Genomic DNA, 22,064 nt, shown 5'->3' on the forward strand with positions numbered 1-22,064 from the left:
CCCTCCGGTTACCGGATGCAGCGAGTAGTGTGGGTTATGCTGGTGTTTCGATTTCGTCGCCAGGCTCTGGCGGTTCGTCGGCGAGCGACTTCAAGCCTGCGGCCATGATCATCCGCGACACCTTTTCAGTAACTACAAAAGGTGTCGTGACACACTTGAGCATCTGCGCCGCAGTTTCGAAGTCGGCGGCGATGACGTTGCGCAGCAGGTTCTGGAAAACCTCCTGCTGATTGTTGAAGCCGTGCTGCTTCATCAGGCGCTTGAGGTCGGCCTTGAACACGCCGGCCACCTCAACCGTAAACTTCTCGACGCCCAATGCAGCGTTCTTCTCGTTCGCCTTCTCGCGCTTGCGGCGCTGCTTCTTGGCTTCCGCGGTCAGCTCTTCCTCGGCCATGGCCTACCTCTTCGATTTCATGTGTTGGCAAATCAAGCCATGCCTGCCGCCGGCGCTGGCGCACCAGGTTGCTGATGCGCTTCATGGGGTGTCGGCGAACTTGAAGCCGTTCTCCTGGGCGATCAGAGTCACGCGCTTGATGTGCATGCCCAGGTTCTTTGCTGCCACGCTGACTACTACGCCCTTGGCTGCTTCGGCGCGCACGGCCGGTGCCAGCTTGTCGCGTTCTTTGCGGAGGCGTTCGTGGTGAGCGGTGGTGCCGTTGAAAGGCCCGTCGACTCCGACGCCGTTCGGGATGACTTGAACTGATTTGCCCGCGCCGAAGAAGGCGTCCAGCTGTTCGTTCAGGTTTGCGATCATTGAGTCCCGCGGATCGGGCATTGGTACACCGATCATTTGCCCCAGCCCTCGATGTTGACCTTCTTGCCGTCTGCGCGAGCCTCTAACACCTTGGCCAGGTTGATCGCGGCTTTGTAACTGAAGCGGAAACCCTTCACGAGACCGGTCTCGATCTCGATTACGTGGTAGGCATCAACGCCCTTGTTCACGACCTGGTAACGCACCGCCCGTTCAGGGGCCGGCTTATTGATCATCCCGTAGAAAGTGGCGGTGGCTACGCTTGCGCGGATGCGCAGGGCGTTCATGCCGTCGATACGAGCTTGCATGGCTGGGTGCATTGGCAGTTCCTCTATTGGGAATCAGGGTTGCGATTACTCGTCAGCACTCTGGCCAGCTGCTGGTTGCCGATGGGCGCAGGGGAGAGTGCTGGCGAGTAATGGCAGGCGAAAAAAAGCCCGGGGTTAGCCGGGCTTTCTGTTTGCTCTACAAACGCCTCCGGATGTGAGAGCTATGCCTTCGCTGGGAAGGTCTTTTCGTTGGTCTATTTCATGGTTTTACCCTCATGAGCACGGCATCAGTGGCGGCCGCTCGCCGAGTAGATTTCGCAAGTGATGCGCTTTCTCCGCATCGGGGTGTGATCGGAACACCAGGGCGCCACCCCTGCTTGGTTCCCGCCGCGTTTTTAGTATTGGCCGTCTCGCTTGTACCGGCTCAGGACATTCACGGGTCTTTGCGATCCTAGCGCTGCAGCCCACTTGGGCACGCTCCAATCACACCCCGATGCGGCCTGGCTGAAGCACAGCGCCAGGCGCTCGGGCCCACCCTTAAGCGATGAACACGCCATTCTGTGATTCCTCAGTCGGCCGGTGCTGAGGGTCTGGGCAGACAGCCTGACCTACGATGATCTCGCGCCGCATGGCCTCCGCGACCAGCGCCGCCTGGCGCGTAACGCCCAGCTTGAACATGGCGCTGGAAATGCGCTTGGTTACCGTCCCTGGCTCTACGCCGAATGCCCTGGCGATTTGCTTTGCTGTAAACCCCTGGGCCACGGACAGCAGAAACTGCAGTTCTCGCGGCGCCAGGCCTCGGCCAAGATGGCCAATCCATTTGCCGCTCTTGATTATCGAATCCATGTTGCGTCCTCTCGGTTGATTTCCCGTCTGACCCTCGCTAGAAGGCCAGCCAGTGAAATCTGGCCCTGGCGCTGACAAAATTCAGGCGGGATTCCAGTCCATATAGTCGACGCGCTGAAGAGCTTGGTCGGCTTGGGTCGCAATCTGATGCTCATGCCCATCTCGAGCGCACTCGGTGATTACGGAGTTGCGTTCGCCTGCGTCTTTACAAACGACGACGTAGGGTTCTTGGTGAGTTTTCACCTTTACACTGAATTGATTGCTCATTGTCTTGCCCTCCAGGGCTCGGTTGTCATCCCAAAGCCCGCTCAATGAGCGGGCTTCAGTGATGCTTTCCAGTCGGGGCCCGCTACTGGCGTCGGCCTCCGCCTATCTTCTGATTGTTGACTCCAGCCGCGGGCCTTTCAGCTTGTTCTCCCGCTGGATAACTGTTCTTGACGCTTTACGCTGCGCGCCCGGGTCAGTTGCCAACCCTCTGAACCGTTGAGGCCGGTTCATCGCTGCCTTCCATCTGGCCGGTTGTTATCCGGCGATGGATTCAATCTACAACCAATAGTTACAGCGATCAAGTGTTTTGGTTGTAGTTTTTTGCGTGGATATGCACTGGCTAGGCGGGGGAGGTTGTTTTTCAAGGGGATAAACATAAAAAATCCCGCACTAGGCGGGATTGAGATTGGCGATCGTGAGCGTTATCGCGCGTACATCGCCCACCAAAACACTCGACCAAGAATCATGATCTGCTCATCATGCATTTCTTCAAACGAGTAGTCCTCGTCTTGATGCTCATCTCGATTAAAGCTTCGAAGGCGCACGCCGCTGGGCTGTCGATACAGCTGCTTCACACGCAGTTGGCCATTTTGGCTGATTGCATAGAGATCGCCGTCAATAATGTCGCTGATTGACGTCTTGCCGACATCAACTCCAACGGTCGCCCCATCTCTCAGCACTGGCGCCATGCTGTTACCGCGCACGGTGACGCATCGGGCATTGCTAAATTGAACGTTATTTTCCCTAAGCTTTTTCTTGCTGAACCGAAGGGTTTCGCCTTCATCCTGTTGAATCGCAAATCGGCCAGTACCAGCTGCCAGTTCTATTTCTCTGAGAAATGGAACAGCCACTTCATCATCCCTTAGCGGGCTTTCTTCGTCCCAAGCATCAATTGGGCCTAGGTCCTCTACGGGTTGGTCGGTTGGCATTGGTGTTCCGTCGATCAAAAAAACTTTCGACGTCCCAAGAATCGTAGCTAACTCTCCAAGCTTGCTATTTCTTGGCGTTGAGATGCCCGCCTCCCATTTCTGAACGGCCTGCGGGGTGACCCCCATTCGCCTACCCAGCTCTGATTGATTAAGGCCTGCTGCCTCGCGTTTTTGCGCTATGCGCTCACCGATAGTCTTCATGCGTCAATCATACAAACATCAGTTGTAGGTGTAATTGCGAATATAAGTTGTAGTATTTATGCATGGTCAGGTAACCTTTGGTTGTAGCTGTAACTTTGAGGTGTCTATGACCGAGACTGCTATTCAGAAGGCGGCAACTGCTGCTGGTGGTCAATCTGCTCTTGCTCGCTCTCTCAAGGTTACGCCTCAGGCGGTGCAGAAAATGTGCGCTTCCGGACGCGTACCTGCAGAGAGAGTTCTGGCTATCGAGCGGTTGACTGGCGTACTGCGAACCGAGCTACGGCCCGATCTTTATCCGGATGTGGATGCGGCGCTTTAGCTTGATCGGAATTATCACGACTCTGCGTCGAGAGATGTAGTGCTGCGGAACATATGGGTATCCATACAGTAAAAAATCGCAGACGAAAAAAAGCCGGTGGCTAGACCGGCTTCTTCAACAGCAACAACTTGTGAGGTCGATTATGCACAGTCAGATGCCTACGGGCAATGCTTGCAGTGTCGCGACACCTTTTCTTGATTCCATAAACGTGTCGCCGAAGGGTATGCCCCGCCGTGCGGTACTTCTTCAGGAGGCCGCGTAATGGCTGGCGACTGGATCAAATTTGAACTCACCACCTTGGACAAGCCCGAGGTTTGCCAGATCGCTGATCTAGCCGACGTAGACCCCGATGCTGTTGTTGGAAAGCTGATGAGGGTCTGGGGTTGGTTCGATCAGCAGACGCAGGACGGTAACGCTCCGAGCGTTAGCAAAAAGTTACTCGATCGTCTCGTTGGCGTTGCCGGGTTCTGCGACCACATGAAATCCGTTAATTGGATGATTGAGGAGGATGGCGTTATCAGCCTTCCTCATTTCGAGCGCCATAACGGGAAGACAGCTAAAAATAGGCTTCTTACGGCAAAGAGGGCGGCGAACCACAAGGCCCGCAACGCAAAAAGTAACGCTCACAGCGTTAGCGATGCGTTACCTAAAGAAGATGTAGAGAAGAATAAAGAGCCTCTCTCTGCGCGCGGGCCAGTCGACCCTCGCATGCCCAGCGAGATGACCCTGGACTGGTTGCCCGATGAAACCCTGCTGAAGACCTATGCGTACCACCAGGGGCTAAGTCTGGACTCGTTCACCGACAGCGTGATCAGCGCATTCACTGGCCACTACGAGCCGAAGGGGCAGGTGAACACCCAGGCTGAGTGGGTAAGCATGCTGGTCAAGTGGGTGAAGAACGATAAGGCACGGACCGCGGCAAACAATGTGACCCCCATTTTGCAGAAGGCCGCTAAGGCCGCGGATTTCGATGATGACGATATCGGCTGGCAGAACGGGGTGCAGTCATGATGAAGCAGGTTTCGGTTGTCACGCAGGGGCTCTGGGCTAACCCGAAGGCTGGGGAGTTCATCGGTGCTGACGAGCGTCAGGCGCCAGTGGACGAAGGCCGGCGCCAGATGGCTCAGGCCATCAACGACTTGTTCAAAGAGCTGCGACTGATCCGCTCGGCGTGGCGCCAGGCCTGGCCCGACAAGGAGACCTATCAGGCCGCCAAGGTTCAGTGGATGCAAGCATTCCTCGATGAGGGGATCTGCAGCCAGGGCCAGATCGAGTTTGGAATGATCAGGGCGAGGAAACAGGTATCTGACTTTATTCCGAGCCCTGGGCAGTTCATCGAGTGGTGCAAGCCAACGCCGGAAATGCTGGGTCTTCCCCCTCTGGCTACAGCTCATCGAGAGGCGTGTCGCAACGCTCATCCGGGGATGGCTGGCCAGGGCAACTGGTCGCATGACGCTGTTTGGCATGCGGCGAAAGAGTGCGGCTTTGAAAACCTCAACCAGCTGGATTTGGCCCTGAGTCTGAAGCTGTTCGAGCGCAACTATACGATTGCCATCCGCCGGCTCATTGATGGTTTACCGCTCCAAAAAATGCCGCAGGCGCTTCCTTCCAGGGCTTCAGGGCGTATCACTCCAGAGGTCGGCCGTAAGGCCTTGGAGCAGTTGCGCTCGAGTCGCTTAGGAGGCCATCCCAATGTCTGACCGCCGGCTGGCAATTCCAGACCCTCAGCAGTACCGGTTCGCGGTGTACTGCTGCTCCTTCAAGCTCGACCTCGGCGATCTTCCTGACCATGCCATGGCGCTGTTCCCTGATCGCGGGATGGCCACTCGGTATGGCGCCTGGATGTGGCCGACGACTTTTCAGGTGGTCGACCTGCAGGCCCACAAGGAGGCCGATCGATGAACACTCAAATCAAGACGCTGACGGTGAAGCTGTCGGACGCTGAAATCCAACGCAAGGCGGCGCTTGGGCATGTGCGCGATCTGCGCGATGCCAGCCACCCTGCATTGCACTTTCGCTATTGGAAGAACCGGGCCAGGGGCAGTTGGTACTTGCTCGGCAAGCGCGGCTGGCACCGCATCGGCTCTTTCCCTGAGCTCGGCACGAAACAGGTTGTGGCGGCGCTTCCTGACATTCGCCTGCGGGTCGGCGCCGATGCGGGGGCAGGGATCTCCCAATGGGCCACCACAGGCGAGCTGCTTACCTGGTACGCCGAACGGATGGCCCGTGATCGCAACCTTTCCAGCAAGCGCAAGAACACCGCCGCCTCGGTGATGAAATGCCACCTGATCCCGCGCCTGGGGCATCTCCCCCTGATCAGCGTCACCAAGGCTCAGCTGGATGACCGGCTCATGTGGCCGATGCAGGAAAGCATCTCCATCGACTACGTGCGGCTGGCGTTCCAGCTGCTGGCCCTGGCCTTCCGGCAGGCCCTCAAGCTTGGCCTCATCCAGGCTAGCCCGATGGCTGGGATCAAGTTCAGCGACTTCTCCAAGGCCAAGGTCGGCGTCAAGCCTTCTCGGTTGCGGGTGAGTACCGACCTGCCGTACCTGCTGGAGCTGTTCGAGTCGCACCTGCGGTCCGATCCGGCTGGTGGTCTGCTGGCCCTGATGATGCTCTGTCATGGCACCCGGATCGGCGAGACGCGGCAGGCTCGCTGGTCGCACATCGCGCTGGCCGAGCGTGAGTGGTTCATTCCGGCCGAGCACACCAAGACAGGCGTCGAGCATCACCTGCCACTGACCGAGCAGGTGTGCGCGATCCTGGTCCGCTACCGCGAAGGGCAGCGCGCCGGCGGCTATGAAGGTCAGTACCTGTTCCCGGCACGCAACGGCAAGCCCTTGAGCGAGGGCCAGGCCTGCGCCGTGTTCTCGCGTCTGGGGCAGGGTGAATGGACCAGCCACGATCTGCGCAAGGTGGCCCGTACTGGTTGGGCAGACCTGGGTATCGATCACCTGGTGGGCGAGCTGCTGATCAACCACGCGATGGGCCACAACGTGAAGGTTTACATCCAGTCCGACGTGATGGCCCGCAAACGTGATGCCCTGGAGCAGTGGCACGCCCATCTAGATCAGAATGGGTTTGCCCTGATCCACGGCTTGACCGGTGTTAGATCCGGAAATTCCGGTAAATCGCTGGAAGCCGCGCAGGACAAGGGCCGCAAGGCCATTCAAGAAACAACCATAGGCGAGGATTTGAAATGATGATTTTGCTCGAAAGGCACACCGGCCTCGCCGTGAATCCCGCCGATGTCAGCTCGGTAGTGATTCGTAGTTCGAACGGCTGGCAGGTGCTCGACGTGAAGATGTCGACGGGTGAACGGCACCAGGTGCGGCACACCGCCCACTGTTTCGACGGTGACGACATCTATGCCGTGCACAAGCAGCTGCTGGAGGCCAAATGAAGAAGACGCACGGCCCAGCATTCCGTGCCGCACTGCTGGACCTGGCCAAGTGCCCGGCATGCCGTGGTCGAGCGGTGATCAAGGGCGTCTTCCATGAGCTGGCCTGCGTGCAGTGCAACGCCTCGGGCTGGGTCACTGCTGATACCGGTGAGGTACTGCCGCTGGAGGTGCTGGTGACGCAGTTGAGCATCCGGCTCCAGGCCGCCGAGCATCAAATCGCACAGTTCAACAGCTCCAGCCCAGCAGGGGTTGAAGCGCAATACAACGAGAACAACCGCCGCGGCGCCGGCGGCACCAACTACACAGGGGATTAAGTCATGATGATTCGCAAGCCGCTGCACCGTCCTCTGGGCGATACAGAACACATGCTGGAGCAATGGGGCTGGTGGCGCATGGATGGAATGGGTATCCCCAGTTACGCCTCACCAATGCTGGCAGTGATGCGAGACGCAATGCCTGTAGCTTCCAAGTCCTACACCATCACCGACGAACTGGCAGGCGCTGTCGACGCAGCCCTGGCCCGGCTCTGCAAGCGGGATCAGCAGATGGGCGACATGATCTGGCTTTACTACGGGGCCAAGTGGCCAGCAATTCGGGTTGGCCGTCATTACCAGGTGAGCGAGATGAAAGCGCGGGAGCTGATCAAGGCCGGCGTTGCCTGGATTGACTGCGTCCTTGAGTCCATTCGAGAGGCAGCTTAAAAAAGGGTTGTCCATATGGAATAGCTCTGTTTTTATAGCAGGGTGTTCAGCTGTTACAGCGCGACACCACACATAAAGCCCGGCCATTGCGCTGGGCTTTTTCGTTTATGCAGATGACGCGCCCAGGCAGCTGGGCTAAGTCGGTAGTGGCGTGGATCAAAGCCGTGCGCTCCCTGATCGACTACGCGATGAGAGTCTGGGGTACGTGACCCAGCGAGCCAGACCGCTAAGCCGGGTATGCACCGGTCCTCTGCACTCATTCGAGCCTCGGCAATTGCCGGGGCTTTTTCATTCGCGCTCCCAGAAAGGGAGGAATCGAGATGCCGAACATGCCTGAAAAGGATCCTGGTCTGTGGGCCGCAATGATTGCCTGGCTGGTCATGCATCAGCCGCAGCTTTACGCCGCTGGCCTATCGGTCGGTATCGCTGTCCTGCGGGTGATGTACGGCGGCGGCACACGGCGCCAGATGTACCTGGAGGGCGCGCTTTGCGGCTTGGTCACTCTGTCATTGGTGCCGCTCCTTGAGTGGATGGGCTTGCCTCAGAGCATGGCCACGTTCGCCGGCGGCGCTGTTGGCTTCCTCGGCGTCGAGAAGGTGCGCGGCTACTACGATCGCGCAGCAGCTAAGCGGGTTGAGGGCTGATGGCTTGCAGTGGGTGCGCGGCACGCCGTGCCAGGGCGGCCAAGTGGCTGAAGATCGCCGCCGAACGGGCTTCCTCGTTGATCTCGCCGAAATCGAATGCAGGAGCGCTACCTGATGGGAAGGCTAAAGACGCTGGGAAACAGAGTTCAGACTCAGACTGATCGGCTTCCGGCCGTCAACACGAACTCATGGCGCGCCACGAAGACGACATCAGCTCAGCGAGGCTATGGCTACAAGTGGCAGAAGGCACGCGAAGCCTGGCTCAACGATCACCCGCTCTGTGCTTATTGCGAGCGCCTGGGTCGTGTGACGGCTGGCTGTGTGGTTGACCATATCGCGCCTCACCGCGGTGATATGGCTCTGTTCTGGGATCGATCCAACTGGCAAACCCTGTGCAAACCCTGTCACGACTCGGTCAAGCAAGCTGAGGAGGCCGGTACGGCTCAAGTTTGGTAGGGAATTCGGCTTGCTTGGCGTAAATGATAAATATTCTCAATAAAATGCACTAAAAAGGTGCAATAGAAAGGCTCTATAGGGGGGGGAGGTCAAAATATGGGGCCTCTATCGCTTCTAGACCGCGCCCGATCCCATTCGTACTTTTTTTCCCGACCCTAAGGTTTTTTGTTAATGGTGTTAACAGACAAACAGCGACAGTTTGTTGACGCAAAGGCCCGGGGTGCGTCAAACAAAGAAGCGGCAGAGGCCGCAGGCTGCAAGGCTTCCACGGCCTCCGCAGCGGGTTCCCGCTGGGCCAATGATCCCAAGATTGCAAGCGCAATCATTGCTCGCCGTGCCGAGCTCAGTGTTAACCCTGAGCAATCGCGCAAACGCCGAGAGAAGCCATCCGACCAGGCGCCCGAGGCGGAAGAGGCCGGTGGCGAGTTTCTCGATTGCCTTCCTACCACTGAAGACCCGCTGGTCTGGCTACTGGCTCTGATGAACGAGCCTAGGGCCAAGGTTTTTGATAGGCGCAACGCCGCTCAGACGGCTGTGCCCTATGTGCATGGCAAGAAGGGTGATGCGGGCAAGAAGGAACTGAAAGAGCAAGCCGCCAAGGAGGCGGGGAAGGGAAAGTACTCCGCCGGCAAGCCGCCGCTCACTGTCGTAAGGAAGTAGCCAATGCTTTGGACAACTGCCTGCCCGGACTGGTGGCAGCGCCTCTCTGTGGGCGAGTCAATCATCCCGGCACCGCTATTTCCGGCGGAAGCCGAAGAGGGGCTGGAAGTATTCCGTTCGCTGAAGATTGTGGACGCCCCGGGCTGTCCGACTATTGAAACAGCGTGCGCACCGTGGGTGCTGGATTTCGCCGGCGCGATTTTCGGCAGCTACAACAGCGAAACCGGCCACCGCCTGATCAGCGAGTACTTCCTCTGCATTCCGAAGAAGAACTCCAAGTCGACGATTGCGGCGGCGATCATGCTGACCGCGCTGATTCGCAATTGGCGGCTTGAAGCCGAGTTCATCATCTTGGCACCGACCAAGGAGATTGCGGACAACGCCTTCAAGCCGTGCGCGGCCATGGTCAAGCACGACGAAGAGCTAAGCGATCTGCTTCACGTTCAGCCGCACCTGAAACTGATCACGCACCGCGAGACGGGCGCGACCTTGAAGGTCGTGGCGGCAGACAGCGACGTAGTAGGTGGCAAAAAGGCCGTCGGCGTTCTTATCGACGAGGCCTGGCTGTTCGGCAAGAACGTCAAGGCACCGGATATGATTCGAGAGGCTACGGGCGGCCTGCTGTCGCGCCCGGAAGGCTTCATTATCTGGCTGACGACTCAGTCAAACGAGCCGCCGGCCGGGATATTCAAGTCGAAACTGAGCTATGCGCGCGGTGTGCGCGAAGGCCGAATCGATGATCCTCGCTTCCTTCCGGTGATCTACGAATTTCCGCCCGAGATGATCGAGAGCGGGGAGGCTCGACGGCCTGAGAATTTCCACCTGGTGAACCCCAACATGGGGTACTCGGTGGACAGGCCGACCCTCGAGCGCCTGTTTATGCAGGCTGAGCTCGACGGTGAAGCCGAGGTTCGAGGCTTCCTGGCCAAGTTCCTCAACATCGAGATTGGCCTGGCGCTGATGTCCGACAGCTGGGTCGGCGCCGATTTCTGGGAGCCGCAAGCAGAGAAGGGGCTGACACTGGATTCGCTCATTGAACGATGCGAAGTGATCGTGGTGGGCGTCGATGGTGGTGGTCTGGATGACTTGCTTGGTCTGGCGGTCATGGGGCGCGTTCGAGAGTCGCGCACCTGGCTGCATTGGGCACACGCTTACGCTCACCCTTCGGTGCTGAAGCGTCGGAAATCAGAGGCGCCACGCTTGATGGATTTGGCCGCGGCTGGCGATCTCACGCTGGTGCAAAAGATCGGTGATGACGTCGAGCACTTGGCCGCCACGGTCGCCCGCATCAATCAGGCGGGGCTGCTCGATAAGGTAGGGCTCGACCCGGCCGGCATCGGTGCTGTTCTCGACGCCTTGGCAGATGCCGGCGTCGAGGAAGACCAGATCATCGGTATTTCTCAAGGCTGGAAGCTGACCGGAGCCATAAAAACCACCGAACGCAAGCTCGCGGAAGGCGCGCTTCTGCACTGTGGTCAGCCGCTCATGGCATGGGCCTGCGGTAACGCAAAGGGCGTGCCGTCGGCTAACGCTTTTTTGATCACAAAACAGGCTTCGGGCACCGCGAAAATCGACCCACTCATGGCCACGTTCAACGCCGTATCACTGCTGTCTCTGAACCCAGAGGCACGCGGGGGCATGGACGACTACCTCAACAACGGATTTTTCGGACTAGTAGGCTGACCATGGCATTCAAATGGTACAACCCCATGACCTGGGGATTCTTCGGCTACACCGACCCGAGCACGGGTGACTATGTCGAAGTTGACCTTGAGGTCGGTGGCAAGCGCACCAAGGCCGGCGTGCGAGTCACCGTCAAGACGGCCCTGTCGATCAGCATGGTCTGGTCCTGCGTCAAGATCCTTTCCGAGTCGCTGAGCGGTTTGCCGCTCAAGCTGTACGAGGATAAGCAGGGCAGCCGGGCGATGGTCACCGGCAACGACCGAATGTTGAAGCTGCTGCGCAAGCCAAACCCGTACATGACCATGCTGAACTTCCTGAAGTTCGTGGTCGTGAACATGGCCTTGCGCGGTAACGCATTCGCCCTGATCGAGCGCAACGTCAATGGCGACCCGATCGGCCTGGTACCGCTGGATGGCCGGACCGTGAAGATCGATGCCGATGAGGATCTGATCTACCTGGTCACTCCCAAGGAGGGGGACCCGTTTCTGGTATCGCCAGAGCACATGCTGCACTTCAAGCTGTTCAGCCTGGACGGCATCGTCGGTCTGTCCCCGATTGAGTACCAGGCCGAGACCATGGGGCTCGCAAAGGCTGGCCAGCAATGGTCGGCGCGGTTCATGCGCAAAGGCGGTTTTACCGGCGGTTACGTCATCTACGAGCAGTTCCTCACCAAGGCCCAGCAGGCTCAGGTGATGGAGAAGTTCCCCGATGTGCGCAAGGCCGACGCAGACGACATCGGCAAGATGGCGATCCTGCAGGGCGGCCCCAAGATCGAGGCTGCCGGCATCACTCAGAAAGACGCCCAGTTCATCGAGTCGCAGCAGTTCCAGGAGGAAGCCCTGGCGGGTATCTACGGCGTGCCGCTGTGGTTGGCCAATCGTGCGGGCAAGACATCAATCATGGGGTCGAACCTGGAGCAGCAGCTCATCGGGTTCATCACCTTCGGCCTCAAGCCCTACATCGACACCATCGAAGACGAGCTGAATAGCAAGCTATTCGGCAGCACCTCACGCTTCGTGGAGTTCGTGGTCGAGGGGTTGCTGCGTGCCGACAGTGCCGGCCGTGCGACCTATCTGGCGGCTGCCCTCGGCGGCTCAGGTGGCTCTGGCTGGATGACCATCAACGAGGCGCGCGCCAAGGAAAATCTGCCTCTCTTGGAAGGCGATGAATACAACCGGGTGACCCGGTGGGAGGTTCAGAAAAATGGCAACTCTTGAGGTTCCAATCGAACTCAAGTCGGTTGACGACGCGGGCAACTTCGAAGCCTACGCCGCCGTGTTCAACAACGTGGACCTGGGCGACGACGTGATTATGCCGGGCGCCTTTACCCGCGTGAAAGCGATGCGCAACGGCAAGCTCAAGCTGGCGCTCTACCACGACCTGACCCGCCTGGTAGGCGCCGCCGATTACGTCCAGGACGACCACGGCTTGCTACTCAAGGGCCAGGTTAATCTCAACGTCAGCTACGCCCGTGATGCCTATGAGCTGATGAAGGCCGACATTCTCGACAGCATGTCGATCGGCTTCAACACCATCAAGGCAGATTTCGAGGAGCGCGCCGGTCGGCGTGTACGCCTCATCAAGGAGGCTGAACTCTGGGAAGCCTCCTTCGTCCCGTTCGGCATGAACCCCGAGGCCCAGGTCCTCAGCGTCAAGTCGGATATCAGGCTTTTCGAGAAGGCCCTGCGCGAACGCATGGGCCTCTCGCAGAAGGAAGCGGCTGCGGTCGCTTCGCTCGGCTATACCGCGCTGCGCCGTGATGGCGGCAGCGAGGCCACGGCGATCGTGGATGAGCTGAAAGAACTTTCCACCCTGTTCACCCACCATTTTGGAGTATCGCCATGAGCGAAGTGAAAGAACTGAAGGATTCCTTGGAACTGCAACTGAAGAACGGTTTCACCGGGCTGCAGCAGAAGTACGACGCAGCCATGGCTGAAGTCGAGAAAGGCAACCATGTTGCCGGTGATCTGAAGAAACAGATCGAAGATCAGAAGGGCGAGCTGCAAAAGGTCATTGATCAGGTGCAGGACCTGGAGCAGAAGGGCGTCAAGCTGCGCGGTGGGCCAGGCGAGGGCAAATCCTTCATTGACATGATCAAGGGTGACGAGGCCTACAAGGCGCTCAATCAGAAATCGGCCAGCCGCGCCGAGATCGAGGTCACCAAGTCCGATCTGGCCTCTATGAAGGAAGTGAAAGTCACCAGCGCCGGTATCGTTGCCCCGGTCTATGATCCGGTCATTCAGCCGGGCATCCGCCAGGAGTTGCGCATTCGTGATCTGCTCACTGCGATCCCAGTCACTGGCCAGCAGTACACCTACTTCCGTGAGCTGCTGCACACCCGTGGTGCCGCACCGGTCGCCGAAGGCGGCAGCAAGCCAACCAGCAACGTCACCTTCGAGCCCGCTACCGATCGCGTCAAGAAGATTGCGGTGTGGATGCCGGTTACCGAAGAAGCGCTGGACGATATCCCGCAGATGCAGGGTTACATCCAGGAACTGCTGCGCTATGACCTGAAGCTGGAAGAAGAAAACCAGATCCTCAAGGGCGACGGTACCGGCGAGAACCTGAATGGCCTCATGACCCAGGCTACGGTCTACAACAACACCCTGACCAAGGCCGGCGACACCTCGATCGACATCGTGCGTCGTGGCATCTACCAGGTGCGCAAGCAGTCGATGTTGTCGGCCGACGGCGTGGTTATGAGCGAACTCGACTGGATGAACATCGAGCTGCAGAAGGACGGTGAAAACCGTTACCTGTTCGCCAACCTGCAGGGCCTGGTGACTCCGATCCTGTGGGGCCGCCCAGTGATCACCTCCGACAGCATGGATGAAGGTGATGCTGATGCCGGTGGTGAGTTCCTGATCGCGAACTTCGCTCGTGCCGCCATCCTGTATGACCGCATGACCTACCTGTTCAAGATGGGCTTGATCAACGACATGTTCATCAAGAACCAGGTAGCGCTGCTGGCTGAAGAGCGTCTGGGCCTCGGCGTCCGCCGCAAGGAAGCCCTGGTCAAGGGCAACTTCCCCAAATAGTCCTCATGCGAGGTCGATCACGATAGGGCCGGCATAACGCCGGCTCTTTGCTTCTGGAGGCAATATGAAAATCAGAGCACTGTGGGGGTTCACCGGAAACGCGGCGTTGCTCGTCGCCGAGTCAGCCAAGGTCAAGCGTGGGGATGTCTTCGAAGAGGCTGATGATGAATACGGCCATACCCTGGTGGGTAAGGGGCTCGTCGAGGAGCTGAGCGACGATGGAAAGCCCAAGGTCACCAAACCCAAGGAATCGAAGCCAGCGGCGTCGAAAGAGAGCAAGTAAATGCTCGATCTTGCCCGCGTAAAACTCCACCTGCGGGTTGACGTTGACGACGAGGACGCCCTGATTGAGGGCTACATCGCCGCTGCCAAGTCCCACGTCGCGCAGCATTGCGATCGTGAGCTGGTGGAGTCTGGTCCGGTTACCGAGCCGGATCAGATGGGTCTTACCGCTGACGTCGAGCAGGCAATTCTATTGCTGGTTGGGCACTGGTTTGAAAACCGCGAAGCGGTTGCCAGCGGCCTTTCCGCAGTTCCTCTGGCCGTTGATCGGCTGCTCTGGTACAGGAAGCGATTTTGATGAAAGCCGGGATACTGCGTCACCGGATTGACTTCGAAGCACCTGGACTGGTTCAGGACCCGGAAAGCGGCGAGGTGGTGCCAGGCTGGCTTCCGGTGCGACAGCGTGTTGCGGCTGGCTATCAGCCGATGAGCGCACGCGACGTACTCACGGCTCAGACCGCGAACTCTGAGGCCACTGGGCGGTTTGTCATTCGTCGCTGGCCTGAGCTTGCGCCAACCATGCGCATCATTCACCGCGGCCTGTTCTACAGCATTATCGGTCAGCCGATTCCTGACCCGGATTCGGGTCTTGAGTACGTCACCATCCTGGTGGCGACTGGGGTGAAGGATGGTTGACTGGGTCACCTACAACCTCAAAGGTGCCGACGAGCTGTCGGCTCGGTTCAAGGGATTGGCCGAAGAAATGCGCAGAAAGGTAGTGACACCTGCGGCAAAGGACGCCATGGACATCGTGCTGGTGGATGCCAAGGACCGGGCTGCCAGGATCGACGATCCGGAAACAGCCAACTTCATACCGGCCAACCTGGCCATGGTTGAGCGCAAAGCCCTGGGGCAAGAAGTTGGCGCGGTGGTTATCTCTGTCGGCGTGCGTATGCGCAAGCGGGGCGTCGGCGGCGGCAACACCTTTTACTGGTGGTGGGTTGAGTTGGGCACCGAGAAGAACCGGGCCAAGCCATTCCTCCGGCCGGCCCTGCAGAACAACCGGGAAGCGCTTTTTCGGGAGTTCCTGAGCTCGGCCAAGTACCAACTGATCAAGCTGAAGGTGGATTGATGATCGCGCCAATTTTCAAGGTGTGCGCTGCCAGTCCGGCGGTTACGGCCCTGCTGGGCACGTCTCCGACAAGGCTGTACCCCCATGGTGAGGCCCCGGAAGGTGTGGTCAGGCCATACGTGGTCTGGCAGGTCGTCAGCGGCTCGCCGATCAACTACGTCAACGGGGTGCCTGACACTGACCGGTACGGACTGCAGGTCGACGTTTACGCCGAAACCGCCACCTCTGCCGATCAAGTGGCCACCGCTATCCGCAAGGCCATTGGCTGGCATGCCTATGTCACGGGATTCGGCGCCGATACCCGGGATACGGCCACAAAAAACTACCGAAAAGGCTTCGACGTTGCCTGGCTTGTGAGTCTGTAGCCGAAAACCTGGAAACCACCCGCTCCGGCGGGTTTTTTATTGCCCGCAAACAGCGATTTCCAAGGAAATCAGGGAGTAGAAATTGACTATCAAGACCCAAGGCACCGATCTGTACGCCATCGATCCGCAGAACAACACCATTCTGGCGGTGGGTTGCTTTACCTCGCTCGATGGTATCGACACCTCGATCGCGCAAATCGACGTGACCTGCATGAACTCCACCGCACGCGAGTATGAGGCCGGCCTGCCCGAGCCGGGTTCGGCGTCGTTCGGCCTGAACATCGATCCGCAGAACGCTGCTCACCTGCGCTTGCACCAACTGAAGACAGCTGGCACCAAGCTGCGCTGGGCGGTGGGCTGGTCCGATGGGCAGATCACCAACGATGCTGGCGAGAAGGAAGGCATCCCGCCGCTGGTCGGTGCATCAGGCACGGTGACTGCCCTGGTGTTGAACTCTGCCGGTTCTGGCTATACCACGGCTCCGACCGTAGCGCTCACCGGTGGTGGCGGCACTGGTGCCACGGCAACCGCGCAGGTCGAAGACGGCAAGGTGACTGGGTTCACCATCACCAATCCAGGATCCGGCTACACCACGGCCCCTACTGTCGCTTTGACCGGTGGATCGGGCACCGGCGCCTCAGCGCGTGCTGTGATCGACACCGGTGTTGACTTCGACCTGCCGAACACCCGGACCTGGCTCACCTTCGAAGGCTACATGAACAGCTTCCCGTTCACCTTCGGCCTGGGCGACGTCGTGAAATCTACCGTAGGCATCCAGGTATCGGGTGATCCGGTACTGGTTCCCAAATCTGCGTAAGGACCAACCATGGAACTGAGCATCGCCTCGCTGGCCGCCGCCGGCGCATTCGCTCCACCCCCGGTGAAGAAGGAAATCACCTGGCACTCGAACGGGAAGCCTCAGACAGCCACAGTCTATGTGGCTCATGAGTCGTTCATCTCGGTCACCCAGCTTTGGGATGCGCAGCACCAGGGCGCAGATATCACCGCCCAGCGCATCGCCTCCTGCATCGTCGATAAGGACGGCAAGCCGGTGTTCAGCCTGGCCGATGTCATGGGAAACCCGCAAACCGGTCATGGCCCCCTGTGCGCGGAGCTGTCCATCGTGCTGCTGGCCGCTATCGGCGAAGTGAACAGCGTTAAGGAGGTGGCCCTGGAAAAAAAATCGAGCCCGAGGAAGAGCTCTGGCACGAGCTCGTCCTCGCAGGCGTCGGCGGGCGCACGATCGCGGAAGCCAAGCAAAACCTGAGTTATGTCGAGGCCATGGAGTGGATGCGATACCGGATGCAAGCCGGGCCTTTGAACCTTGGCCTTCGGCTTGAACACGGTTTTGCGATGCTGGCGACGCTGCTCAACAACGTGCATGGCGGGAAGGCGAAGTTCGAGGACTACCTGCCCGATCGCGGCTTCCAGGCCGACGAGACGGAACCGAGAGAGGCAACGCCGCAGGATCTTCTGGCCCTGCTGCAGCGTGTGAAGGGGTGATTTATGGCGGTTGATTCGCTCGGCCAGTTGACGGTCGACCTGGTAGCGAACACAGGCGGCTTTGAGCGGGGCATGGATCGCGCCGAGCGAAAGCTCAAGTCCACTGCCAAGGAGGCGAAGTATCAGGCCGGTCAGTTGGAGAAACTGGTCGGCCAGATCGATCCTGTTGTAGGTGCCTATGGTCGCCTCGACAAGATGGAGGAGCAGCTTCGCAAGCATCGCGCAGCAGGTCGCCTGGATAAGAGCGACTTCGACGAGTACCTGAAAAAGCTGAATCAGCAACGAGAAGCGCTCGTCCAGACCGATAAGGTCATGCTGAAAAACGGGCAGACCGCGAAGCAGTACGCGGCGAATCTGCGCGGTGTTCCTGCACAGTTCACTGACATTGCGGTATCGCTCCAGGCTGGCCAGAACCCGTTGACCGTCTTCCTGCAGCAGGGCGGTCAACTGAAGGATATGTTTGGCGGCGTTGGCCCGGCCGCCAGGGCGCTTGGTGGGTACGTCGTTGGGTTGATCAACCCTCTCACCGCGGCTGCCGCAGCAGCTGCTGTGCTGGCTCTGGCATACAAGCAAGGCAGTGATGAGGCTACGGCCTTCAATGCTTCCCTTGCCATGACAGGGAACACCGCCGGCACAACAGCCAACCAGCTGTCGAGCATGGCGCGGCAAGTGTCACAGTCCGGCGGAACTGTTGGAAAGTCTGCAGAGGTCCTTGCTCAGTTGGCAGCCTCCACTCGCATTCCGGTGCAGGCGTTTGCTGAGATTGCTGAGGCGGCGATCAAGTTTGAATCAGCTACCGGGCAGGCTGCCGAAGAGACTGTTAAAAACTTCGAGAAGATCGCCAAGGACCCGGCTGCAGAAATTCTCAAGCTCAATGAGTCAATGAATTTCCTGACGGCAAGGACCTATGAGCAAATCAAGGCGCTGCAAGAGCAGGGACGGGTTCAGGAGGCTGCCGCCCTTGCCAATACGGCCTATGAAGAGGGGCTGAACCGGACATCAAGCGCGGTGAAGGCGAGCCTCGGCTATATCGAGGCAGGATGGAATGCAGTCAAGTCTGCCGCCAAAGGAGCTTGGGATGCGGCTCTCGATGTCGGCCGAGAGCAGACTCTCGACGAGAAGCTGTCCAAGCTTGATGGGCAGCTCAACGCGATCGCTAATGCGCGCAAGCTGAATAAGAGCGACGGCTTTGGCAATCTCGCGCCGAGTGATTCGTACCGTGAGGAAGCGCTCCAGCGGGAAAAAACACAAACTCTGCTGCTGAAGTCCGAGCAGGATCGGAGATCGGCGGCGAAGGGGTTTCAGCAACAGCAGCAACAGCAGGCGCTGGATGATCAGCTCAAGCTGAATAAGCTGCGCAAGGAGACGGAGAGCAACGCCGACAAGCGTGCGCGGGAGATCGGCGAATACCGCCTACTGGTGGAGCGCCGTGTCAAGCAGGCGGCCGCAGGCAATGACAATTCGCTGCTTATCTCGGCCGGGCAGCAGGCTAAAGACATCGCCGCCATTAATGAGAAGTACAAGGACCCGAAAGCGGCGAAGACGCCGCAGTATCGTGAAAACGCGGGCATCAAGGCTCTTGACCAGGCGAAGCAGCAGTATGCAGCCCTGCAGGCCCAGGATGCACTGCTAGGCACCCAAAGCGGCAAGGCTAAAGCCCTCGGGCAGCATGCTCAGGATCTTGCGAAGTGGGAGCAGCAGATCGCCGACATCAAGACCAAGAAGGTTTTGACGGCTGATCAGCAGTCGTTGCTTTCGAATGAGGCGCTGATCACGGCCCAGCTCAAGCGCAATGCTGGCCTCGAGTCTGAGATTGAGCTACGCAAGAAATCTCAGGATGAGGAGCGGAAGCTCCTGGCCTTCCGGGAGAATCTAAGTAGCCAGTTGGCCAGCGCTAAAACCGGGCTCGACAACAACCTGGCCGGCGCCGGGATGGGGCAGCAGCAAAAGCAGCGTTTGCAGGAGCAGCTGGCTATTCAGCAGTCCTATCAGTCGCAGCTCGACCGACTGGAGTCTCAGCACAACAAGGGCCAGATCAGTGACAGTCTCTACAGCCAAGAAACCGGCGCCCTGCAATCGGCCCTCAATCAGCGCCTGGCGATGCAGACCAAGTACTACGAGGATCTGGATGCTGCGCAGAGTGATTGGTCGCTGGGGGCTAGCTCCGCCTATCAAGACTATCTGGAAAGCGCCAGGAACGTCGCAGAGCAGAGCCGGAACCTGTTCGCTAACGCCTTCAGCTCCATGGAGGATGCGATCGTCAATTTCGCCATGACTGGGAAGCTGTCGTTCGCTGACTTCGCGAAGTCGGTGCTGGCCGACATGGCGCGAATTGCTGTGCGCCAGGCGAGTTCCTCCGCGCTTAGCTCTATCTTCGGTATGGCGGCTTCGGCCGCTGGCTCGTACTTTGGCGGTGGTGCTGCCTCCGCTGGCTCTACAACAGCTGGCTACACCGGTGATGCCTTCAAGAGCTGGGCCGCCAGTGGCTACTCGGATGGCGGTTACACCGGCGACGGTGGCAAATACGAGCCCAAGGGGGTTGTGCACGGCGGCGAGGTGGTGATCCGCAAGGAAGTGGTCCAGAAGCCCGGTATGCGTGAGTACCTGGAGCGCCTGAACAAGCGGGGCTATGCCGATGGCGGGTATGTCGGTTTGGACTCCGGATCGCCTGCATCTGGCGCCGTCTCCGGCGCTGCGGTCCAGGTCAGCGCGCCGGTGAGCCTGACGGTTCAAGACAGGAGCTCAGAGGGCCTGCAACTGGATCAGCAGGCGCTGCAGCAGAACATGCAGAAGCAGATGTTTGCAGCTGCACAGAAGGCTGTCGACGACTCCTGGCGGCCAGGTGGAACCAGTTACATGAAAGCCCGTGGCCGCGGGTAAAGAACCACACCCGCTTCGGCGGGTTTTTTATGCCTGGAGTACTCATGGCAATTGAAACCTTCACCTGGTGCCCTAAGGTCGATCCGGTGGGCACTGTCAGCTTCCGGACCAAGTCCGCGAAGTTCGGCGACGGATATGAGCAGGTGGCCCAGGACGGGATCAACAATCGCTCGCAGTCCTGGCCACTGACATTCATTGGGCCCGCGGCCAAGATCAAGCCGATCATGGACTTTATCGATGCCCGGGGCGGCACCGATCCGTTTTACTGGGCCCCGCCGCTGGGTGAGCTGGGGTTATATCGGTGCAACTCCTACCAGCCTTCGGCGCTGGGTGCCGGTATGTATTCACTCGTTGCAACCTTCGAACAGGCATTCCACCCATGAGCATCGATCCCATCAACATCGGCGGGGTTCCCAACGATGGCAACGGCCAGGACCTGCGCTCGGGCGGTCAGATCATCAACGACAACTTCGCGGAGCTGGATACCCGTACGGCTGCAGCCCAGGAGAAAGCTGAGCAGGGCGTTTTGGATGCTGCTGCGGCACACGCCGCCGCAGAAGCTGCCAAATCGAAGGCTGACGCCGCGGTTCCAGGCGCTGCAGTCGGGATATCTGTCGCTCAACTGGTCAGTGGTGTTGTGCCCGCTTCTCAGTTGCCGAGCTTCGTTGATGATGTGTTGGAGTTTCCGGCGCGGGTCGATTTCCCCGCGGTGGGCGAGACAGGGAAGATCTACATTGCGATCAATGATGGCGACAGCCCGACGAATCCTACTCGTCAGTACCGGTGGAGCGGCTCAGCGTATGTGTTGATCCCGTCCTCTCCGGGCTCTACGGATCAAGTCCCGGAAGGATCGACAAACCAATACTTCACGGCGGCCAGAGTTCGAGCCGTGACCCTTGCCGGTCTTGGATCGTTGGTCAACGCGGCAATCCTTGCAACCGACACGGTGCTGCAGGCCTTTGCCAAGTTACAGGGCCAGCTCAACGCCAAGCTGGGTAAGAACGAGAAAGCAGTGGACTCTGACAAGCTCGACGGCCAGCTTGCATCCTTTTACACAGCAATCATGACAGGGGCTACAGCATCGACTCCAGGCACCAATGGCCTTGTCCCTGCTCCACCAGCAGGCGCAGCAGTGCGTGTACTGAGCAGTCTTGGGACTTGGATCGCCCAGGCCACGGGCAGTACCTGGGGCAGCATCACCGGGACCCTATCCAGTCAGGCTGACCTAAACGCGGCGTTGGCCGCGAAGCAGGACACCTCAACGGCACCTTTAACTAAAAGATATACCTCAACACCTCAACAGTTTGTGGCAGGTGGGCAGTCCGTATGGACCCACAACTTGGGCAAAGAGGTTGCAGTTGTTGAGGCCTGGATGCGGTGTAAGACCGCTGAAATAGGTTATTCAGTTGGCGACAAACTTCCTTACCCTGCAATGGGTACTGACAACGGAGGTAGTACAGGTTTATCGGTAGTTTGTACCTCAACAACGGCAACCGTGCGGATGGGCTCTGGGAGCTTCATCATGCTGCAAAAAGCATCGGGGACTACGACGTTTTTTACGGCTGCAAACTGGGAAATCTATTTGGAGATTATGGGGTGAATTGTACGTATGTTACGGCTAGTGGTGTTTATGTCGGTACTTGGGAAGAGCCTTTGACACCCGATGATAAAACCCTTGTAGGCATAGGCGAAGAGTATCCGGCTAACGCTGATCAGCTTTGGCTGTTCCCTGGCTGGGGAGTCAGTCCAAGCAAGCTTCGACGTGTTGAAGACTTGTGGCGAGAGGAAGAGTTGC

At 58.9% G+C, this 22,064-nt stretch carries 31 protein-coding genes; 26 read left to right on the top strand and 5 right to left on the bottom strand.

The window, feature by feature from the left end; all coding sequences use genetic code 11:
• Window positions 1-34: 34 nt before the first annotated feature.
• The 5 genes from FW796_RS25940 to FW796_RS25960 all read right to left on the bottom strand — a co-directional run bounded on the left by FW796_RS25940 (window position 35) and on the right by FW796_RS25960 (window position 3,263).
• Window positions 35-394 (bottom strand): hypothetical protein, encoded by a 360-nt coding sequence (locus FW796_RS25940; RefSeq protein ID WP_446440305.1) that lies wholly within the window; start codon window positions 392-394, stop codon window positions 35-37.
• 81 nt (window positions 395-475) lie between these two features.
• A complete protein-coding gene (locus tag FW796_RS25945; protein WP_446440306.1) occupies window positions 476-754 on the bottom strand; it encodes a hypothetical protein in 279 nt (92 codons plus the stop codon).
• 32 nt (window positions 755-786) lie between these two features.
• Window positions 787-1,071: a hypothetical protein gene (locus tag FW796_RS25950; protein WP_446440307.1), complete on the bottom strand. Its 285-nt coding sequence runs from the start codon at window positions 1,069-1,071 to the stop codon at window positions 787-789.
• A gap of 486 nt (window positions 1,072-1,557) precedes the next feature.
• Window positions 1,558-1,866, bottom strand: a complete 309-nt coding sequence (locus FW796_RS25955) for a helix-turn-helix transcriptional regulator (RefSeq protein WP_110652702.1) — start codon at window positions 1,864-1,866, stop codon at window positions 1,558-1,560.
• Between the two features lie 689 nt (window positions 1,867-2,555).
• Window positions 2,556-3,263, bottom strand: a complete 708-nt coding sequence (locus FW796_RS25960) for an XRE family transcriptional regulator (RefSeq protein ID WP_446440308.1) — start codon at window positions 3,261-3,263, stop codon at window positions 2,556-2,558.
• A gap of 106 nt (window positions 3,264-3,369) precedes the next feature.
• Between FW796_RS25960 and FW796_RS25965 the strand changes: the two genes are divergently transcribed.
• The 26 genes from FW796_RS25965 (at window position 3,370) to FW796_RS26090 (ending at window position 21,869) form a co-directional block, all read left to right on the top strand.
• The gene (locus FW796_RS25965; protein WP_446440309.1) at window positions 3,370-3,582 is read left to right on the top strand and encodes a Cro/CI family transcriptional regulator; all 213 of its coding nucleotides are present in this window, start codon (window positions 3,370-3,372) and stop codon (window positions 3,580-3,582) included.
• Between the two features lie 261 nt (window positions 3,583-3,843).
• Window positions 3,844-4,593, top strand: coding sequence for a DnaT-like ssDNA-binding domain-containing protein (locus tag FW796_RS25970; RefSeq protein ID WP_446440310.1), 750 nt, complete (start codon window positions 3,844-3,846; stop codon window positions 4,591-4,593).
• Entirely contained in the window at window positions 4,590-5,282 is a 693-nt protein-coding gene (locus FW796_RS25975; RefSeq protein ID WP_446440311.1) for a replication protein P, read from the top strand. Before FW796_RS25970 ends, FW796_RS25975 begins: the two co-directional genes overlap by 4 nt.
• Window positions 5,275-5,484: a hypothetical protein gene (locus FW796_RS25980; RefSeq protein ID WP_446440312.1), complete on the top strand. Its 210-nt coding sequence runs from the start codon at window positions 5,275-5,277 to the stop codon at window positions 5,482-5,484. The genes FW796_RS25975 and FW796_RS25980 overlap by 8 nt, the downstream gene beginning before the upstream one ends.
• Entirely contained in the window at window positions 5,481-6,785 is a 1,305-nt protein-coding gene (locus tag FW796_RS25985) for a tyrosine-type recombinase/integrase (protein ID WP_446440313.1), read from the top strand. Before FW796_RS25980 ends, FW796_RS25985 begins: the two co-directional genes overlap by 4 nt.
• Window positions 6,782-6,985, top strand: a complete 204-nt coding sequence (locus tag FW796_RS25990; protein ID WP_212805519.1) for a hypothetical protein — start codon at window positions 6,782-6,784, stop codon at window positions 6,983-6,985. Before FW796_RS25985 ends, FW796_RS25990 begins: the two co-directional genes overlap by 4 nt.
• Entirely contained in the window at window positions 6,982-7,299 is a 318-nt protein-coding gene (locus FW796_RS25995) for a hypothetical protein (protein WP_446440314.1), read from the top strand. The genes FW796_RS25990 and FW796_RS25995 overlap by 4 nt, the downstream gene beginning before the upstream one ends.
• A gap of 3 nt (window positions 7,300-7,302) precedes the next feature.
• Window positions 7,303-7,686 carry an antiterminator Q family protein gene (locus tag FW796_RS26000; protein WP_212805517.1) on the top strand — a complete coding sequence of 128 codons (384 nt, stop codon included), beginning with the start codon at window positions 7,303-7,305 and terminating at the stop codon, window positions 7,684-7,686.
• Between the two features lie 320 nt (window positions 7,687-8,006).
• Window positions 8,007-8,330 carry a phage holin, lambda family gene (locus FW796_RS26005; RefSeq protein ID WP_212805516.1) on the top strand — a complete coding sequence of 108 codons (324 nt, stop codon included), beginning with the start codon at window positions 8,007-8,009 and terminating at the stop codon, window positions 8,328-8,330.
• 114 nt (window positions 8,331-8,444) lie between these two features.
• A complete protein-coding gene (locus FW796_RS26010) occupies window positions 8,445-8,786 on the top strand; it encodes an HNH endonuclease (RefSeq protein WP_446440370.1) in 342 nt (113 codons plus the stop codon).
• A gap of 171 nt (window positions 8,787-8,957) precedes the next feature.
• Window positions 8,958-9,446, top strand: a complete 489-nt coding sequence (locus FW796_RS26015) for a terminase small subunit (RefSeq protein ID WP_108545669.1) — start codon at window positions 8,958-8,960, stop codon at window positions 9,444-9,446.
• 3 nt (window positions 9,447-9,449) lie between these two features.
• Window positions 9,450-11,129, top strand: coding sequence for a terminase large subunit (locus tag FW796_RS26020; RefSeq protein ID WP_108545668.1), 1,680 nt, complete (start codon window positions 9,450-9,452; stop codon window positions 11,127-11,129).
• 2 nt (window positions 11,130-11,131) lie between these two features.
• Window positions 11,132-12,346 carry a phage portal protein gene (locus tag FW796_RS26025; RefSeq protein ID WP_110652690.1) on the top strand — a complete coding sequence of 405 codons (1,215 nt, stop codon included), beginning with the start codon at window positions 11,132-11,134 and terminating at the stop codon, window positions 12,344-12,346.
• Entirely contained in the window at window positions 12,333-12,974 is a 642-nt protein-coding gene (locus FW796_RS26030) for an HK97 family phage prohead protease (RefSeq protein ID WP_110652689.1), read from the top strand. Before FW796_RS26025 ends, FW796_RS26030 begins: the two co-directional genes overlap by 14 nt.
• The gene (locus FW796_RS26035) at window positions 12,971-14,167 is read left to right on the top strand and encodes a phage major capsid protein (protein WP_446440315.1); all 1,197 of its coding nucleotides are present in this window, start codon (window positions 12,971-12,973) and stop codon (window positions 14,165-14,167) included. The genes FW796_RS26030 and FW796_RS26035 overlap by 4 nt, the downstream gene beginning before the upstream one ends.
• A 64-nt stretch (window positions 14,168-14,231) precedes the next feature.
• A complete protein-coding gene (locus FW796_RS26040; protein WP_110652687.1) occupies window positions 14,232-14,450 on the top strand; it encodes a hypothetical protein in 219 nt (72 codons plus the stop codon).
• Complete coding sequence (locus tag FW796_RS26045) at window positions 14,451-14,747, top strand: head-tail connector protein (protein ID WP_110652686.1); 297 nt, start codon at window positions 14,451-14,453, stop codon at window positions 14,745-14,747.
• Entirely contained in the window at window positions 14,747-15,085 is a 339-nt protein-coding gene (locus tag FW796_RS26050) for a phage head closure protein (protein WP_108545662.1), read from the top strand. The genes FW796_RS26045 and FW796_RS26050 overlap by 1 nt, the downstream gene beginning before the upstream one ends.
• The gene (locus FW796_RS26055; protein WP_108545661.1) at window positions 15,078-15,521 is read left to right on the top strand and encodes an HK97-gp10 family putative phage morphogenesis protein; all 444 of its coding nucleotides are present in this window, start codon (window positions 15,078-15,080) and stop codon (window positions 15,519-15,521) included. Before FW796_RS26050 ends, FW796_RS26055 begins: the two co-directional genes overlap by 8 nt.
• Window positions 15,521-15,886, top strand: a complete 366-nt coding sequence (locus FW796_RS26060) for a DUF3168 domain-containing protein (RefSeq protein WP_446440316.1) — start codon at window positions 15,521-15,523, stop codon at window positions 15,884-15,886. The genes FW796_RS26055 and FW796_RS26060 overlap by 1 nt, the downstream gene beginning before the upstream one ends.
• Window positions 15,887-15,968: 82 nt before the next feature.
• Window positions 15,969-16,703, top strand: a complete 735-nt coding sequence (locus FW796_RS26065; RefSeq protein WP_446440317.1) for a phage tail tube protein — start codon at window positions 15,969-15,971, stop codon at window positions 16,701-16,703.
• A gap of 9 nt (window positions 16,704-16,712) precedes the next feature.
• Window positions 16,713-17,153 carry a phage tail assembly chaperone family protein, TAC gene (locus tag FW796_RS26070; protein WP_446440318.1) on the top strand — a complete coding sequence of 147 codons (441 nt, stop codon included), beginning with the start codon at window positions 16,713-16,715 and terminating at the stop codon, window positions 17,151-17,153.
• Window positions 17,150-17,389: a phage tail assembly protein T gene (locus FW796_RS26075; RefSeq protein WP_446440371.1), complete on the top strand. Its 240-nt coding sequence runs from the start codon at window positions 17,150-17,152 to the stop codon at window positions 17,387-17,389. Before FW796_RS26070 ends, FW796_RS26075 begins: the two co-directional genes overlap by 4 nt.
• A gap of 3 nt (window positions 17,390-17,392) precedes the next feature.
• Entirely contained in the window at window positions 17,393-20,269 is a 2,877-nt protein-coding gene (locus FW796_RS26080) for a phage tail tape measure protein (protein ID WP_446440319.1), read from the top strand.
• 44 nt (window positions 20,270-20,313) lie between these two features.
• Window positions 20,314-20,652: a phage tail protein gene (locus tag FW796_RS26085; RefSeq protein WP_212805503.1), complete on the top strand. Its 339-nt coding sequence runs from the start codon at window positions 20,314-20,316 to the stop codon at window positions 20,650-20,652.
• Complete coding sequence (locus FW796_RS26090; RefSeq protein WP_446440320.1) at window positions 20,649-21,869, top strand: hypothetical protein; 1,221 nt, start codon at window positions 20,649-20,651, stop codon at window positions 21,867-21,869. The genes FW796_RS26085 and FW796_RS26090 overlap by 4 nt, the downstream gene beginning before the upstream one ends.
• The last annotated feature ends 195 nt before the right edge of the window (window positions 21,870-22,064 follow it).

Source organism: Pseudomonas sp. 910_21 (assembly GCF_052850735.1).